We start from the raw sequence: 15,035 nt of genomic DNA on the forward strand, positions 1-15,035 counted from the left end.
TACGTTCATAGAAACCTCCCTGTGGTATATTTTGGGCGAGCTGGTTCTCGACCCAACTGTTGCTAAAACATTATACTCACATGGAGGTTTCTTTTCTTTGCCGGACTTATGCATTCAAACACTTCCCCTATTTTCTGAATTTTGCCGGATGTTCCTGGTTTTTACCCTCAAAATAGGGGAAGTGTCCCTAATTACTGAGGAAGTGCCCTGATTACTCGAGGCTGGTCAGGAAGGTCGGGGCAAAGGGGGGTGGGGAGGTGAATTGCAGCCACTGGTTGCTGTCCGGGTGTCGGAAGGCGAGCTGGGCGGCATGGAGCAGCAGCCCCTGGCCCGGGGAGGGGGTCCCGTAGAGGCGATCACCGACAATGGGGCAGCCGAGTCCCAGGGGATGACTGGCATGGAGCCGCAGTTGATGGGTCCGGCCGGTGAGGGGCTGGAAGGCCACCAGGGTCCGTTGATCCCTGGTGGCAATCTTGCGCCACCTGCTGATGCCGGTTTTGCCGTGGATGGGATCGTATACCTGGCGGGGTCGATTATGGGGATCGAGGCGGAACGGGAGGGCAATCTCGCCCGCGGGTGCGGCGACCACCCCTTCCACCAGGGCGGCATAGTGTTTGACCACCTGCTGGCTGGCGAACTGGGCCGAGAGGTGGCGGTGGGCTGCCCGGGTCAAGGCCAGGACCATCAACCCGGAGGTATCCATGTCCAGGCGATGCACGGCCGGCTGGGTAATGCACCCCGGCAGGAGGTGGCGCAGGCGGGCGACCACCGAATCCGCTCCGGCTGGCCCCCGACCAGGCACGGAGAGGAGCCCGCCGGGTTTGTCGATCACCACCAGGGAGGGATCGCGGTACAGGAAGACCAGGGAAGGGCAGCCGGTCATGACAGGCCACAGAGCATGAAGCCGAGAATCGGTCGGCACTTTTCCGCACAGGCCGGATAGAGGTGGCCGTGCTGCCTGGTGGCCGAGCGGTTGGCCCGCCCCCAGTACATTTCCGCTAGGCCTTCCGGCCGCAACCCCAGCTGGGCGGCGTGGTGGAGCAGTTTCGGGGCGCAGCAGTCGCCCGTTCCGGTCGGTGGCAGGCCCCGACCGAGAAAGACCGTTGTCAACGGGGCCTGGTCACCGCGAAAATTGACCAGCTGATACAGGCCGTGAATGGCGCCCATCAGCTGACGGGACAGGATTCGGCGCTGTTCGCGCAGCAGCAGGCGCGCCGGGGCATGCTCGGGCAGGCGGGTCAACCGACGGCCAAGTGCCTTGATCCGCGATTCCACCGGAGCGCTCAGGCGTTGGAAGGCAAGGGGGTCGAACACCGGCCCCACCCAGCCCGGCACCTGCCACAGCCCGTTATACTGGCCGGAGAAGGCACGGAGCACGACCGGAGTGCCGCCGGCGTCCCGGCAGGTCAGCACCCCGAACATCTTGCCGCCGGCCTCGGCGAAGAGCCCGGCGGTGGCGCAGCGGGGATCGGCCAGGTCCTCGGCCACCTCCAGATCGATGCGTCGATGGCGCTCGAGCTGGACCATTAAATCGTGACAGGCCTGTTGGGCGGCACCACTGGGCAGAAAATGGTCACGCTCGCATCGTCGGCACCAGCCCCCGCTCACCAGGGGGCCGTCGGCCCGGGGGCGTTGCCGGTGTTTGCCGGGAGGAGAAAATAGTTGCGGCATGATCGAAAACCTGCACGCGTTGCTCAGCGACGCAACCACCAGATGAGCAGCGAGAGCACCACACTGATCACAATCGAGCTGCCCAGGGGGAAAAAGAAACGAAAATTTTCCCGGACGATGAGGATATCACCGGGCAGGCGCCCCAGGGGCAGTTGCCGCAGCCAGGGCCAGAGCAGGGCCACGACGATGCAGCCCAGGCCGATAAACAGCAGGGTCCGGTTCACGGGTTCCTCCCGCCGGTGCGGGCCTCGTCAGCGATCCCATGGCGTGCCCGCGGCGGGATCTCCCCCTGCCCTCGGGTTTGAAAAAAGAAAGGGAATACTTTACTTAACCGCTTCATTGGAATAAAATGTCCTGATTAGTATCAGGTCTCAAGTCGGTGGTGGGATTCCCGCCCGAGGCCGATCCCGCTCCCCGGACCTCATCAACCTTTTGCCTATCCATACCGCATTCCATGTACGCTCTCACCTCCGGCAACCGCTCAATCCGGTTCCGCCCCTGTGTTCTGCTCCTGACCTGCGCCCTGCTCCTGATAACCGCTCCCTGGGTCCTGGCCCAGCAGGATGCGCGATTTCAACCCGATGAATTCAGCCGCCAGCAAACCATCAGCCTGTATGAACAGATTCCCGGCCTGACCAGGGACCAGGTGGCCTATGGCCACACCGCCATCCGTGCCATGCACTATAACGCTCAGCGCATCTTTCGCAAGATATGCGCCATGGAAGGCGTCACTTTCCAGCAGGCCCGCGAGGCCGCGGAACTGCTCACCCAGGAACGCTTCACCTTTGAACAGGTGCTGGCCTTCGAGGCCCTGAGCGATCTCGGCCCGCTGCCCATTGACCTGGGCCTGACCGGCCTGGCTGCGGTGCAGACGCTGCGTTTCGAAACCTCCCGTTCCTTCCGCGCCTATCTCGGTGTGCAGGGGGTTGCTCCGGCCCAGGCGATCACCGTCATTGCCCAACTCAACGGCCTCTCCGATGCCCACAACCGGGCCGCCCAGGCCCTGTACGCCATCCCCGACCTGCGGGTCGCCGATGCCCTCCAGGGGATGTCCACCCTGATCCGCCTCACCAATAGACAGGTACGGGCCGCGGAAACCTATGGCCGGGTCAAAGGCATGGACAGTGAAACCATGCTCGACGGTCTGGTGCTGATCCAGCGACTGCGTCAGGATGACGCCTGGAACGCCCGTTCCCTGTTCATGAACCCCTCCCTCTCGGGCCAGGAGGCCTGGGACTGGCTGATCAGCTATTTTGCCCTGCCCATGGATATGCAGGAGGCGCAATACGCCCGGCTCGACGACCGCAACAAGTCCGTCCTGCTCCAGGGGCTCTACGATGGTGGTGAGGAGATCATCTGGAAGATCAACAACCTTCACGATGTGACCGATCAATACGGCTACGAGATCTCCGCCGGGGTCCTCAACCGCTACACCAAGGAACAGCTGCGGGCCCTGTTCAATCGACTCGACCCGCTGGTCATCAACCGCTTCGGCGCCCGCTTTGAACAGGCCGACCGGGCCCAGGCAGTCACCATCCTGCGCGAGGCCACCAGTGCCGCCCGGGTGCAGACCGCCCGCAACCTGACCACGGCCAACATCTACGCCATCATGGCCCAGGGCAGCGAACTCTATGATTCCTCCTTCCGCAATGTCCTGGTCCCCGTGCTCCGCACCAGAATCGCCGATCGCCACCAGGGCGACCTGCTCAACTTTGTCCGCTTCACCGACCCGGAGAACCGGCTGGTCTCGGACTTCATTGTCAGCTGCGCCCAGAAAGGCCGCCTCACCGCCTTTTTCCCCACCGACAGCAACCGACAAAAAGAGATCCTGTCCCTGGTGGCCGACTCCGCCTTTCGCGACGAAGATTCCATCCTCCTTTTTTCCGCTTCCCTGACCCATCTGCTCCAGGTGCTCGAGCCCCAAGCCCGCTCCTATTTGATCGGTCTCATGGGTGAAAAAACGGGCACCGAGAATCCGGTGTTCGCCCGCCTGATCAACGTCATTCTCCAGTATTACCTGCAAAGCCACCCGGACCTGCTCCAGCCGGCGGACCGCTCGCTGATCAGCCGCCTGGCCATCCACCACGGGGCCATCAACCTGGCCGCCTACCGGGTCACCCCTTTCGCGGAATGGAAAAGCAATGGCCGCCTGGGCTCGGTGTCCATGTTTCACCCGGATGATGACGGCCGTCAGTCCTTTATCTCCAACGCCAACCTGCTGCGGCAAAGCGGCTACCGGCTGGAGCCCTCCCAGCAGTACACCCCCGGGGACTGGAGCGCGGAGCGGGAACGGCAGATCCGCCAGACGATTCGCACCGCCTCCCTGCCCGCCCTGTTCGAGGCCATGCGTACCCAGCATTTTGCCGTGACCTTTATCAAAACCATCAACGGCATCACCCTGCACCACACCCAGTTCGTCTACACCGACAGTGCCAATCAGATGGAGATGCTGCGCCGCTTCATCCGTTCCGGTGATGAAATGCTCGCCCAGCGCGGCCACAGCTACTGGCGCTCGGAACAGATCATCGACCCGCTCACCCAGCTGCTGAGGGAAAACCGGATCACCGAGGAGGAATTGCGGGGGAAACAACGCTTTCTCAGCCTTGGCTCCTGCGGGGGGGTCAAGGCCTACACCAAGCTGACCCGCCTGTTCGAGGGGTCGGTGGATCTTCTCGCCACCATCGGCACCGGGGTGGCTCGGATCAATGACCCCTATAACAAGGCCCTGTTCGAGATCGTGGTCAACAACCCGCCGACCATCTCCTGGCAGAACGTTGCCCAGCAGACGGCCTTCATCTTCCAGGGGGGCCATGGCCAGGATTACCTCCAACCCGGTTCGCTCACCGCCATCCTCCACAAACTCCTGGAAGAGAGCCGCTGGGAAGCGGACGCCGATGCCGCGGTGAGCGGCGTGGCCCGGCCGCGGGACTGAGGGACGGGAATGCCGGTCCACACCAGGGAAACCCTGCCGCGGCTTCTGGACCAACCGGACAGCGGCGGTTTTCAGGTCTATGTGCTCTGCGGCGAGCGCTATCTCTGCCGCAATGCCGTGGAGCAGTTGGAGAACAGCCTTCTCCAGGCCGGGGGCACGGTCCATGCCATTGACGGCGACCAGGAGGATATGGCCGCCACCCTGGCCAGGCTGCGCAGTTTCAGCCTCCTGCCGGGACGGCAGATCTACCGGGTGACCGACACCCGCCTGTTTCTCTCCCGCCAGGTGGCCAAAAACATCTGGGACCGGGTGACCAAGGCCCATACCGGCGGCAAGACCGAGCAGGCGGCCCGGACCCTGCGGACCTTCCTCGAATGCGGCGGCCTGGATCCAGCGGCCCCTGATACCGACCTGGAGGCCATGGCCGCGGCCGAGTGGCAGCAGCATTTCGGGTTTGCCAAGCCCGGAGACGATCTTGCCTGGACCAAACCCATCCTCGAAGACAACCGCGCTCGGGCCGGGGCAACGGCGAAGGCTGCCGGCGCCGATCCCGGTGACCTGCTCCTCAAGACCCTGGATGCCGGCATCCCCAAGGCCAATGTGCTCATCCTGGTGGCCGAGGAGATCGATAAACGCAAAAAACTGTTCAAGGCGCTCAAGGAACAGCAGGTCATCATCGACCTCAGCGTGGAGACCGGGGCCGGCGCCCGGGCGCAGAAAGCGCAGAAGGCTGTTTTGCAGGATCTGCTCCGCCAGACCCTGGCCGAGGACAATAAAACCATGGCCCCGGGACTGGCCGAGATCCTGTTTGAGCGGGTGGGCTTCCATCCCGTGGCCCTGGTCATGGAAATCCGCAAGGTGATGCTCTCCATCGGCGACCGCCGGCAGATCAGCCGTGAGGATCTGGATGCCCTGGTCGGGCGCACCCGCCAGGAGGCCCTGTTCGAACTGACCACCGCCATCGGCCGCCGTGACCTCAAAGAGGCCCTGGCCCTGACGGAACGGGTGCGGAGCAACGGCATCCACCCGCTCGCCATTGTCGCCACGCTGCGCAACTTCGTGCGCGGCCTGCTCCTGTTCCGGGCCCTGGGCGAGCGACCCGAGCTGCACTTCCAGCCGAACATGACCCCGGCGGCCTTCCAACAGGTCTGCCTGCCCCGCCTCAAGGAGGGCGATCTCTGGCAAAAAGAGCTGAGCGGCCACCCCTTTGCCCTCTATATGCAGTTCAAGACAGCAGCCGCCTGTCCCCTGACTCTGCTCACCGGCTGGATGAACCTGCTGCTGGAGACCGAACTCCGTCTCAAGGGCTCGCCCATCGCTGAAGCCATCGTGCTTCAACACCTGATTCTCGCCATGCTCGGCCCAAAAACAGCAAAAGAATAACCCAACGGTTCGGGTGACCTTGCAAAATCAAATGCGGGCATTAAAATAGAAACATGGGATGCCGGGTTCGAGGTTTATTCCGCCTCGAGGGGCATGGCCGGAGAAGAGCAACCAATGCATGGATTGCTTCGCAGACCGCCAACCCGAAAACCAGGAGACCTTTTGTGGGTCTTTTCCCCCTGTTGAACAATGGCTATGAGCAAAGAAAAAACGATCCAGGCGGAGCGCATCGAGTCCTCCGCCGAAAACACCGTACAGGAACCACCCCTCTACAGGGTCTTGTTGCACAATGATAATTACACCACCATGGATTTTGTGATCATGATCCTCCAGACTGTTTTTCACAAAGGCCTGGACGAGGCGACCAGAATCATGCTCAATGTGCACCACCAGGGGGTGGGTATAGCGGGAATATACACCCGTGAAATCGGAGAAACCAAGGTGGCCGTTGTCCACCGGATGGCAAAGAAACATCAATTTCCTCTGAAATGTTCTTTGGAGAAAGATTGCTGAACCAGACGCGAGCCCAGGCACCCCAGGTTTTCATGGTCACGGTTGCCCGCATTGAGAGGCCGGCTGCACGGCAGCACGGCAGCAATGGGTATCCAGCCCGGCGCAGACCCGGGCCGCTTGCCTTCGATGACAATAATAGAGGAACATGGTGAACAACCCAGTCACAAAGCCGATGACTGGGGAGCTGAACCTGCCGGGATTGGGTGCGGATGCGCCGTAATCCGACGAACAAGGGAATGCCCCGCATCGCCCTCGAGGTAAGAAATTATGCTGAGTAGAGAGCTGGAACTCGCCCTGATCAAGGCGATCAAGGAAGCCAAGAATCATCGTCACGAATACGTCACCGTCGAACATATGCTCTACGGACTGCTCCATGACGATCTCGCCCGCCACATCATCGACAAGTGCGGGGGCAACAACGACAATATCAAGGAACGCCTGGAACGCTTTTTCGAGTCCGGGATGCCGATCATGAAGGAAATCGGCGGTGAACCGGCCCAGACCGTGGCCTTCAACCGGGTGCTGCAGCGGGCGGTGAGCCATGTGCAGAGCTGCGGGAAAAAACAGGTGGATACCGGTGACGTGCTGGTTTCCATTTTCACCGAGCCCGATTCGCATGCAGTCTATTTCCTGGGCAGCGAAGGCGTGGGACGGCTGGAGGTGGTGGAGTACATCTCCCACAGCCTGCCGGAATTCCTCCAGAGCGAGCCCCTCAGGCAGGCGCCGTCCGGTCCCGGGCAGCCGCAGCCGAAAAAGAAACAGGATAAAGCCACGGACACTCTGGAAGAGTTTACCGTCAATTTTGCCCGACGGGCGGCGGATGGAACCATTGATCCGCTCATTGGCCGCGACTCCGAACTGCACCGGATGATGCAGGTCCTCTGCCGGCGGAAAAAAAACAACCCGCTCCTGGTCGGGGAACCGGGTGTGGGCAAAACCGCCATGGCCGAAGGTCTGGCCCTGCGCATCCATGAAGATGGGGTCACCCGCAAGACAGACAAACCGGATCCCAAAAAGATGGTTCCGGACCTGCTCGCCGACACGGAAATCTATATGCTCGACCTCGGCACCCTGGTGGCCGGGACCAAATACCGGGGCGATTTTGAAAAAAGGCTCAAGGACGTGGTGGCGGCCATCGAAAAGAAAGACAAAGCCATCCTGTTCATCGATGAAATGCACACCATCATCGGTGCCGGTGCCACCAGCGGGGGCTCCATGGATGCCTCGAACCTGCTGAAGCCGGCCCTGCAGGCCGGCACTATCCGCTGTATCGGTTCCACGACCTACGAGGAATATAAAAACCACATAGAAAAGGATCGGGCTTTGTCCCGCCGTTTTCAGAAGATCGACATCGAAGAACCCTCCGTGGCCGATACCTGCCGCATTCTCCAGGGGCTGCAATCCCGTTATGAGGAGCACCATCAGATCCGCTACGCCAAGACCGCCATCGAGGCCACCTCCGAATTGGCGCACCGCTACATCAACGACCGTTATCTTCCGGACAAGGCCATCGATGTCATGGATGAAGTCGGCGCCTTTTTCCGTCTGACCAAAAAGACCGGCCGCACGGTCGGGGTGCGCGATGTCGAGCAGATTGTCTCGAAAATCGCCCGGGTGCCGGTGAATGTCAAATCAGGCAACGATACCCGGGATCTGCTGCTCCTGGAAGACAAACTCAAAGCCACCATCTTTGGCCAGAATGAGGCCATCACCGCCCTGGCCAAGGCGGTAAAACGTTCCCGGGCCGGGCTGGGCAATCCTCAATCGCCCACCGGATCTTTTCTTTTTGCCGGGCCAACGGGCGTTGGCAAAACCGAGGTAGCGCGGCAACTGGCAGCGGGGCTCTCCGTTCATTTTGAACGCTTCGACATGAGCGAATACATGGAAAAGCATGCCGTGGCCCGCTTGATCGGTGCTCCTCCCGGCTATATCGGCTTTGATCAGGGTGGCTTGCTCACCGATGCCATCCGCAAGCATCCCTATTCCGTGCTCCTCCTCGATGAGATCGAAAAAGCCCACCCGGACGTCTTTTCCATTCTGCTCCAGGTCATGGATCACTCCACCCTCACCGACAATGCCGGGCGCCGGGCTGACTTCCGCAACGTCATCCTGATCATGACCACCAATGCCGGTGCCCGGGAAATGAGCGAACGAGCCATTGGCTTTCTCGGTGATTCCACCGGAAAAGAACAGAAAGCCATTAAAAGTCTCTTTTCTCCGGAGTTCAGGAACCGACTCGACGCTGTCATCAGCTTCGCGCCCCTGGCCATGGACACCGTGGAAAAAGTGGTGGACAAGATGGTCATGGAGTTGCAGCAGCAACTCATCGACAAAAAAGTCCACATTTCCCTGTCGCCCGCGGCTCGTTCCTGGTTAGCTTCAGAGGGGTACGAACCGGCCTTTGGCGCCCGCCCTCTGCGACGGCTGATCATGAAGGAAATCGGCGACGTCCTCACCGAGGAAATCCTTTTCGGTGCCCTGACCAAAGGTGGTGCGGTCAAAATCGGCAGGAAAAACAACAAGACCGTATTCACCTACCTGTAAAGCGCCACGCGTGCCACCGGGTTGCTCGACTTGCAGCCCGGTGGGTCTCTTGGCGCTTGGACCAAGAGGGTATGCCGCCTCCCAGATGCCATGAGACTCCACACCCCCTCCCTCTCCTATTACACCAGCAGCCTGCTCCCGGTTCCCCATGGCATGTTCCGCCGGAACGGCGGGACCAGCACCGCTCCCTTTGCCTCCCTCAACTTCAGTGACAATATCGGTGACCAGCAGGAACGGGTGCAGGCGAACCGGACCCTGGCCCTGGAAGCTCTGCGCCTCAGCGCCCTGGTCTCGGTCAGGCAGGTCCACGCCGACCGGGTGCTGGTCGTCCAACCGGCTGACCTCACCAGCGAGGCGGATGGATACGATGCCATCATCTCCACCCTGCCCGGAGTCGGTCTGCTCATTCAGCAGGCCGACTGCCAGGCCATCCTGCTTTCCGCGCCTCGCCAGGGAGTAGTGGCAGCTGTGCACTGCGGCTGGCGGGGCAGTGTCAACGGGATCATCGCCACAACAATCCTCCGCCTGAAAACAGACTTTGGTGTCGATCCCGCTGAGCTACGAACCGCTATCAGTCCATCCCTTGGCCCCTGCTGTGCCGAATTCATCAATTATCGCCAGGAACTTCCTGCCTGGATGCATGCTTTTCAGCCCCGGCCCGGGTATTTTGATTTCTGGGCCATCAGCCGACAGCAATTGATTGCCGCGGGTGTTCCAGCACAAAAAATCGACATTGCCGCGGTCTGCACCCGCTGCGACCCCCATTTCTTCTCCTATCGCCGAGCCTGCCACCACGGCAACGGCACCACCGGCCGCAACGGCTCGATCATCGGCCTGCCGCGGTAAGCGATGGACCGCGCGGGCAAACGAGACAGCCGTGTACCCACCAATCCCTGGTTTCTCGAGACACATTTCCCATTTAATTAGGGACACTTCCCTATTTTTTCGAGAAAAAATAGGGAAGTGTCCCTAATTAAATGGGAAGTGTCCCTAATTAAAGTGCTTCAGAATTCCACGTCACAGATCAACGGGGCATGGTCGGAGAAGCTCACGGTGGGTATTTCGAAATGGACGGTGCGCAGTTCCCGGCTGTGGAGGATGAAATCAAGTTCCCGGGTGGGCGCCCGGCTGGGGAACGAGGCTTTTCTCTCAGGGTTGGCGCTGACCAGACCGGTGGCACCGAGGAACAGTTCAAGTTCCCTTTCTCCCCACAGGACATTGAAGTCTCCGGCAAGGATCATCGGTCGATCCACAGCCCGGATCAATTTATACAAGCGCTCCAGCTGATATTGCCGGTTGCGGTAGGTCAGCGAAAGATGGACCAGAAAAATAGTCAAGCGTTCCGTGCAGACCTGGATGACCAGGCGCTTCATCCCTTCGTCAAAAAAATGAAACCGATGGCTGAGAATGGGCATCCTGGTGAGGACGGCATTGCCCTGGGTGCTGAGCAGAGGCATTTTATGAGCCATCGATGCAGAGCCATACTTGGTCTCGATGACATAATGATAGCCAAGCTGCTCGGCGATCATTGCCGCCTGACAGCATTGACCGGTGCGAAAAGAGCCGCCATCCACCTCCACCAGGCCCATGGCATCGGGTTTCACTGTGCGGATAAACTCGACAATCTTATCAAAGGTCGGCCTGGAGGTGCGCAGATACCCTGCATAGGGAAACGGAACGTGGAAACGATGCCCGTTGCCGGCACCGTAGCGGATATTATACAGCAAAAAACGCAAGCGATTTCCTTCCCTGCTCATATCACCGGCGATGGCGCCGCAGGCCGAACACCCCGCTTCCCGCACTGCTGAAAGCCGGGTTGAGCCCCCGCCGGCCCGTTGGTCCGGAGGTGCCGCCATCGTGCCGGTGTTGCCCCTCGGTCACCACCTCGACCGCTTCCATGACCTTTTTCTCCTCGCGGACCTCGGAGACGAACTGCTCCGCATTGACCTCGCCAACCCCCAGGGACTCGAGATACACGTCATAAAAACGAGAACAATTGGCATAATAGCTTTTCTTGCGCAGCCATTTGGGATCCGGTCCGCCCTGGCTTCTGGCATGATGGAAGGTCGCCAGGTTCACCAGCAAAGTGGTCACCGCATCCCTGGCCATACGCTGAATATTGAACAATTCGCCGAAACAGTGGTCGACATCTTCTCGAATACGCTGGGAGACATGGCGAAACGCCTGCCCGCGAACGTTGGCCTCGGGCAAATTGAACCGCCGCCTGGCCCATGGCAGCAAGAGGGAAGCAAACAGGAGGGCTTCCGGCATCTTGACGGCGTTATCCCCGTCCTTGCTTGCATGCAGTCGATCCAGGGCCATGCAAACATGTATCAGCTCTTGACAGACCGCCGCCCTGTCGTCCCCTTGCAGATATTCCCTGTACATGGGAAAAAGCGTGGCCCACAGGGTGGAGGTCATGCAGAGTTCGGCCCAAGCCCTGCTTGCTCCGGATTGCAGATCCTTGAGAATCTCATCCCGGATCCGGGATGGCGGACAGAGCTTGAGTTTATCCTGATGCCGTTGCAAAGCGGCAAACGTCCGCTCCTCGATGGTGAACCCGGTCCGGGCGGCATGCCTGATGACCCGCATCATGCGGACAGGGTCCCTGGTAAAACGACGATCGGGATCACCTACCATGCGGATGATTCCTTGATCAAGGTCCCGAACACCATCGGTATAATCGATGATGGTGTGATTTTCGATTTCGTAAAAAAGAGCATTGATGGTTAAATCACGGCGAAAGGCATCATCTTCCAGGGTACCAAAGGTGTTGTTGGCCGCCAGCAGCTGATCTTCGCCATTCATATCAAACTCGCTGTGCGAGCGCAGAGTTGAGACCTCGATAATCTTATTGCCACGAAAAAAGACCTGCACCAGACGAAACCGTCGGCCAATCGTCCGGCTGTTGCGGAACAACCGCCGCACCTGGCCGGGCCGGGCATCAGTGGAGATATCGAAATCCTTGGGAGAACGACCAAGATAGAGATCACGGACGCCACCACCGACCAGATACCCCTTGAACCCGGCATCACGGAGGCGATAGAGCACTTTCAGGGCTTCCCGGTCAAGCTGCTGTTCGCGGATGGGGTGGGCCGATTCAGAAATGATAACAGCCTCTTTACAGGGAGGGCGCTCGTCCCCATCAAGAATGGATTGCTGTGGGTCAAAGGTCATGGGTCCGCAGGTGCAGGATGGCTGAAATCTGAGGGTAAGGTTACATTCAAAGAGTTAGCCCTTGACGATATCGCCCTTCTTCTCCTTGTAGACGGATTCGGCTGCCTCGATGAACCGGTCGAAGATCTCGCGAACAGAGAGAATTTCTTTCATTTTATAGGTATTGGCCCCGGCAAAGACCAGCCCCTGGTCGACGTCGCCTTGCTGGGATGCGGTCAGACGATCATTGATACAGTACCGGTAATTGCACTTTTTCAAGCACTTGAACCGGCAGGCTTCCGCGGAAATATCTTCATTGCCAAGCATTTTGTCAACAAAGGGAGTCTTGATGGCCCGACCCGGCATCCCCACAGGGGAAGAGACCAGAACAATATCCTCCTTCCCCGCCTGCAGGAAGACGTCCTTGAATTCCTGGGAAACCGAACACTCCTTGCTGAGGACGAAGCGGGATGCGATCTGTACACCGTCAGCACCGTAGGTGTCCATCATCTCCGCCATGTCATACCCATCGGTGATGCCGCCGGCGGCAATCAACGGAACCTTGGAAACCACCTTGCGAATAGAGGGAAAAAGCTCTCGCAACGGTTCAGTGGTCCCCAGATGACCACCAGCCTCGGTGGATTCGACAATGACGGCCGCGGCGCCGAGTTTCTCTGCCAGCCTGGCAAAGGAAGGCGAGGACACAATCGAAACAATGGGAATATTGTGCTGTTTGCCGATTTTGAAAATATCCCGGGAAAAACCGGCACCGGTGATGATCATATCAGCGCCTGCTTCTATGGACCCCATCACCAGCTCATAAAAATCCCGCATGGCGTACATGATATTGACGGCGATGATGCCTTTGGTTGCACTCTTCGCCTTGTGGATATCTTCCTGCAGCTCCGGCACCGGAATTCCGGATCCGCCAATGGTCCCGATACCGCCACACTCGGCTACCGGAATAGCCAGAGCCGAGGTAGACACCCGGATGGACATCCCGCCTTGAATAATAGGTATTTTGGCAATTAACGAGCCGATCTTGAGTTCTGGCAGTTTCATTGAGCTCACGTGGTCAAATATTGCGGTCTAGGTAGGGTGAACAAAAAAATTCCACTTTCCACGGTCGAAACCGGTCAAGGATGCAAACAGTGCCGCGCTCCCGCTTGTTTGTCAAGCATGGAGGGACATATTCCTGCATCCGTGACGGCTGGACTCTTGTTTAGGATACATTGAGCTGTGCCCAGATTGTACGTACAGCGGAATCCTTGACAATACCTTTCACCAGCCTCCCTTCGGGGCATCCGTGCGCACGCCATCTTCATCGCCCACGGATCCAGGCTATTGAAAGGCAAAAAAAGCTCCAATTTTATACAATAAGAATTTTACCACAAAGAAGCCACATCGGCTTGACTTTTAACCTGTTTTTCGATTAAATTTTCAATTTTTTACTGCTCTTCACCTTCTTTCAGAACTACAGATCATTCACATCAGGTTCCATTCCGGAGTTTTTTTTGAAAATTCAGGCTATCAACGGTTTTAAGGATATTCTCCCCGACAATGCCGGCCTCTGGCGGCGCGTGGAGCAGTTGGCCCGCAACATTTTCGATCGCTTCGGGCTGCGGGAAATCCGGATGCCGATTCTGGAAAAGACGGAACTCTTTACCCGCTCCATCGGCGCCGCCACCGACGTGGTGGAAAAAGAGATGTACACTTTCGCGGATAAAGGTATCACCATGCGTCCAGAGGCCACGGCCTCGATCATGCGCGCCTTTATCGAGCACGGCCTCCATGTCCGCCAGCCGGTGCAGCGCCTCTATACCATCGGCCCCATGTTCCGTCACGAGCGGCCGCAGAAAGGCCGCCTGCGCCAGTTTCACCAGCTCAACGCCGAAGTCATCGGTGCTGCCGAACCCCATGTTGACGCGGAACTCATCGCCATGGGCCGCATGCTGCTCGACGAACTCGATCTTCAGGCGAGCCTGGAGCTCAACTCGCTTGGCTGTCCGGCCTGCCGTCCCCCTTTCAAAACCGATCTGATCCACTATCTTGAACAGCGGCTCGAGGGGCTGTGCAGCGACTGCCAACGCCGCACCCACACCAACCCCATGCGGGTCCTTGACTGTAAAAAAACCTCCTGCCGACAACTTGTCCTGGAGGCACCTTCCATGCTCACAGCCCTGTGTGCGGATTGCGATGAGCATTTCCAAGCCGTCCAGGGAGCGCTGCGGAATCTGGACATCACCTTCCGCCTCAATCCCTTCATGGTCCGCGGCCTGGATTACTACACCCGAACCACCTTCGAATTTCTCACCACCGATCTCGGTGCACAGGCCGCGGTGGGTGCCGGGGGGCGCTACGACGGTCTGATCGAACAGCTCGGCGGCCCATCCCTGGGCGGTATCGGTTTTGCCATGGGTCTGGAACGTCTTGTTCTCCTCCTGGAACAGCGTGATCATTCCGAGCATCTTGGTGCTGACACCACCGATTTTGCCCTGGTTTCCCTTGGCACCACCATCGATGCGGTCAGCCTGCTTGCTCACCATCTGCGCAGACAGGGATGCAGGGCCGCCATCGATTACAGCGGTCGCAGCCTTAAGGCCCAGCTCAAACAGGCCGATCGGGCCAGAGCCCGTTTTGCCCTTATCATCGGCGACGACGAATGGACCCGGGGCGAAGCAGTGCTGCGCAATATGCGCACTCAGCAGCAACAGCCGTTTCCCCTGTCCGGTTCCCCGGAACAGCAAAGTCAACGCCTGGCCGAGCTGCTGCGATCCCAACCAGATTGACAACCGCGCATCGCCGGCGGAAAACGATCCCTCGCCAAAGCGGGCAT

General features: G+C 59.3%; 13 protein-coding genes. 7 read left to right on the top strand and 6 right to left on the bottom strand.

Translation table 11 applies throughout. From position 1 onward, the window contains the following. Positions 1-211, top strand: a 211-nt coding sequence (locus JWG43_RS06970) for a hypothetical protein (RefSeq protein WP_205242117.1), incomplete at its 5' end; no start/stop codon positions are given. Here JWG43_RS06970 and JWG43_RS06975 read toward each other — a convergent pair. The 3 genes from JWG43_RS06975 to JWG43_RS06985 are packed head-to-tail and all read right to left on the bottom strand — an operon-like array spanning position 212 to position 1,895. After that, the gene (locus JWG43_RS06975; RefSeq protein WP_205242119.1) at positions 212-883 is read right to left on the bottom strand and encodes an RluA family pseudouridine synthase; all 672 of its coding nucleotides are present in this window, start codon (positions 881-883) and stop codon (positions 212-214) included. It lies immediately after the preceding gene. Further along, complete coding sequence (locus tag JWG43_RS06980) at positions 880-1,671, bottom strand: hypothetical protein (RefSeq protein ID WP_205242121.1); 792 nt, start codon at positions 1,669-1,671, stop codon at positions 880-882. The genes JWG43_RS06975 and JWG43_RS06980 overlap by 4 nt, the downstream gene beginning before the upstream one ends. Positions 1,672-1,694: 23 nt before the next feature. Continuing rightward, positions 1,695-1,895: a DUF2905 family protein gene (locus JWG43_RS06985; RefSeq protein ID WP_205242123.1), complete on the bottom strand. Its 201-nt coding sequence runs from the start codon at positions 1,893-1,895 to the stop codon at positions 1,695-1,697. Positions 1,896-2,125: 230 nt separating this feature from the next. Here JWG43_RS06985 and JWG43_RS06990 point away from each other — a divergent pair, with 230 nt between their 5' ends. The 5 genes from JWG43_RS06990 (at position 2,126) to pgeF (ending at position 9,889) form a co-directional block, all read left to right on the top strand. Next, positions 2,126-4,603, top strand: a complete 2,478-nt coding sequence (locus JWG43_RS06990; RefSeq protein WP_205242125.1) for a hypothetical protein — start codon at positions 2,126-2,128, stop codon at positions 4,601-4,603. A 9-nt stretch (positions 4,604-4,612) separates the two neighbouring features. Further along, positions 4,613-5,986 carry a DNA polymerase III subunit delta gene (gene holA / locus JWG43_RS06995; RefSeq protein ID WP_205242127.1) on the top strand — a complete coding sequence of 458 codons (1,374 nt, stop codon included), beginning with the start codon at positions 4,613-4,615 and terminating at the stop codon, positions 5,984-5,986. A gap of 195 nt (positions 5,987-6,181) precedes the next feature. Further along, entirely contained in the window at positions 6,182-6,499 is a 318-nt protein-coding gene (clpS, locus tag JWG43_RS07000; protein WP_205242130.1) for an ATP-dependent Clp protease adapter ClpS, read from the top strand. A gap of 267 nt (positions 6,500-6,766) precedes the next feature. Then, positions 6,767-9,043, top strand: a complete 2,277-nt coding sequence (clpA, locus tag JWG43_RS07005) for an ATP-dependent Clp protease ATP-binding subunit ClpA (RefSeq protein WP_205242132.1) — start codon at positions 6,767-6,769, stop codon at positions 9,041-9,043. Between the two features lie 90 nt (positions 9,044-9,133). Continuing rightward, positions 9,134-9,889, top strand: a complete 756-nt coding sequence (gene pgeF, locus JWG43_RS07010; protein ID WP_205242134.1) for a peptidoglycan editing factor PgeF — start codon at positions 9,134-9,136, stop codon at positions 9,887-9,889. 158 nt (positions 9,890-10,047) lie between these two features. Here the strand turns inward: pgeF and JWG43_RS07015 are convergent, their stop codons facing one another. From JWG43_RS07015 to JWG43_RS07025, 3 genes are read right to left on the bottom strand one after another with little or no spacing between them, the layout of a single operon-like run. Further along, positions 10,048-10,779: an endonuclease/exonuclease/phosphatase family protein gene (locus JWG43_RS07015; protein WP_205242136.1), complete on the bottom strand. Its 732-nt coding sequence runs from the start codon at positions 10,777-10,779 to the stop codon at positions 10,048-10,050. Positions 10,780-10,801: 22 nt separating this feature from the next. Next, positions 10,802-12,220: a polynucleotide adenylyltransferase PcnB gene (gene pcnB / locus JWG43_RS07020; RefSeq protein WP_205242138.1), complete on the bottom strand. Its 1,419-nt coding sequence runs from the start codon at positions 12,218-12,220 to the stop codon at positions 10,802-10,804. A 54-nt stretch (positions 12,221-12,274) separates the two neighbouring features. Continuing rightward, complete coding sequence (locus tag JWG43_RS07025; RefSeq protein ID WP_205242140.1) at positions 12,275-13,261, bottom strand: NAD(P)H-dependent flavin oxidoreductase; 987 nt, start codon at positions 13,259-13,261, stop codon at positions 12,275-12,277. Between the two features lie 452 nt (positions 13,262-13,713). Between JWG43_RS07025 and hisS the strand changes: the two genes are divergently transcribed. Continuing rightward, positions 13,714-14,988, top strand: a complete 1,275-nt coding sequence (gene hisS, locus JWG43_RS07030) for a histidine--tRNA ligase (RefSeq protein ID WP_205242142.1) — start codon at positions 13,714-13,716, stop codon at positions 14,986-14,988. Positions 14,989-15,035 lie beyond the last annotated feature (47 nt).

The sequence above is a fragment of the Desulfobulbus alkaliphilus genome (assembly GCF_016918545.1).
Classification (GTDB): domain Bacteria; phylum Desulfobacterota; class Desulfobulbia; order Desulfobulbales; family Desulfobulbaceae; genus Desulfobulbus; species Desulfobulbus alkaliphilus.

Excerpts from the sequence above, each read along its gene's own strand:
- clpA (WP_205242132.1), top strand. The coding sequence starts at position 6,767 with ATGCTGAGTAGAGAGCTGGAACTCGCCCTGATCAAGGCGATCAAGGAA.
- JWG43_RS07025 (WP_205242140.1), bottom strand. The coding sequence starts at position 13,261 with ATGAAACTGCCAGAACTCAAGATCGGCTCGTTAATTGCCAAAATACCT.
- holA (WP_205242127.1), top strand. The coding sequence starts at position 4,613 with ATGCCGGTCCACACCAGGGAAACCCTGCCGCGGCTTCTGGACCAACCG.
- JWG43_RS06990 (WP_205242125.1), top strand. The coding sequence starts at position 2,126 with ATGTACGCTCTCACCTCCGGCAACCGCTCAATCCGGTTCCGCCCCTGT.
- pcnB (WP_205242138.1), bottom strand. The coding sequence starts at position 12,220 with ATGACCTTTGACCCACAGCAATCCATTCTTGATGGGGACGAGCGCCCT.
- clpS (WP_205242130.1), top strand. The coding sequence starts at position 6,182 with ATGAGCAAAGAAAAAACGATCCAGGCGGAGCGCATCGAGTCCTCCGCC.
- JWG43_RS06975 (WP_205242119.1), bottom strand. The coding sequence starts at position 883 with ATGACCGGCTGCCCTTCCCTGGTCTTCCTGTACCGCGATCCCTCCCTG.
- JWG43_RS06980 (WP_205242121.1), bottom strand. The coding sequence starts at position 1,671 with ATGCCGCAACTATTTTCTCCTCCCGGCAAACACCGGCAACGCCCCCGG.
- pgeF (WP_205242134.1), top strand. The coding sequence starts at position 9,134 with ATGAGACTCCACACCCCCTCCCTCTCCTATTACACCAGCAGCCTGCTC.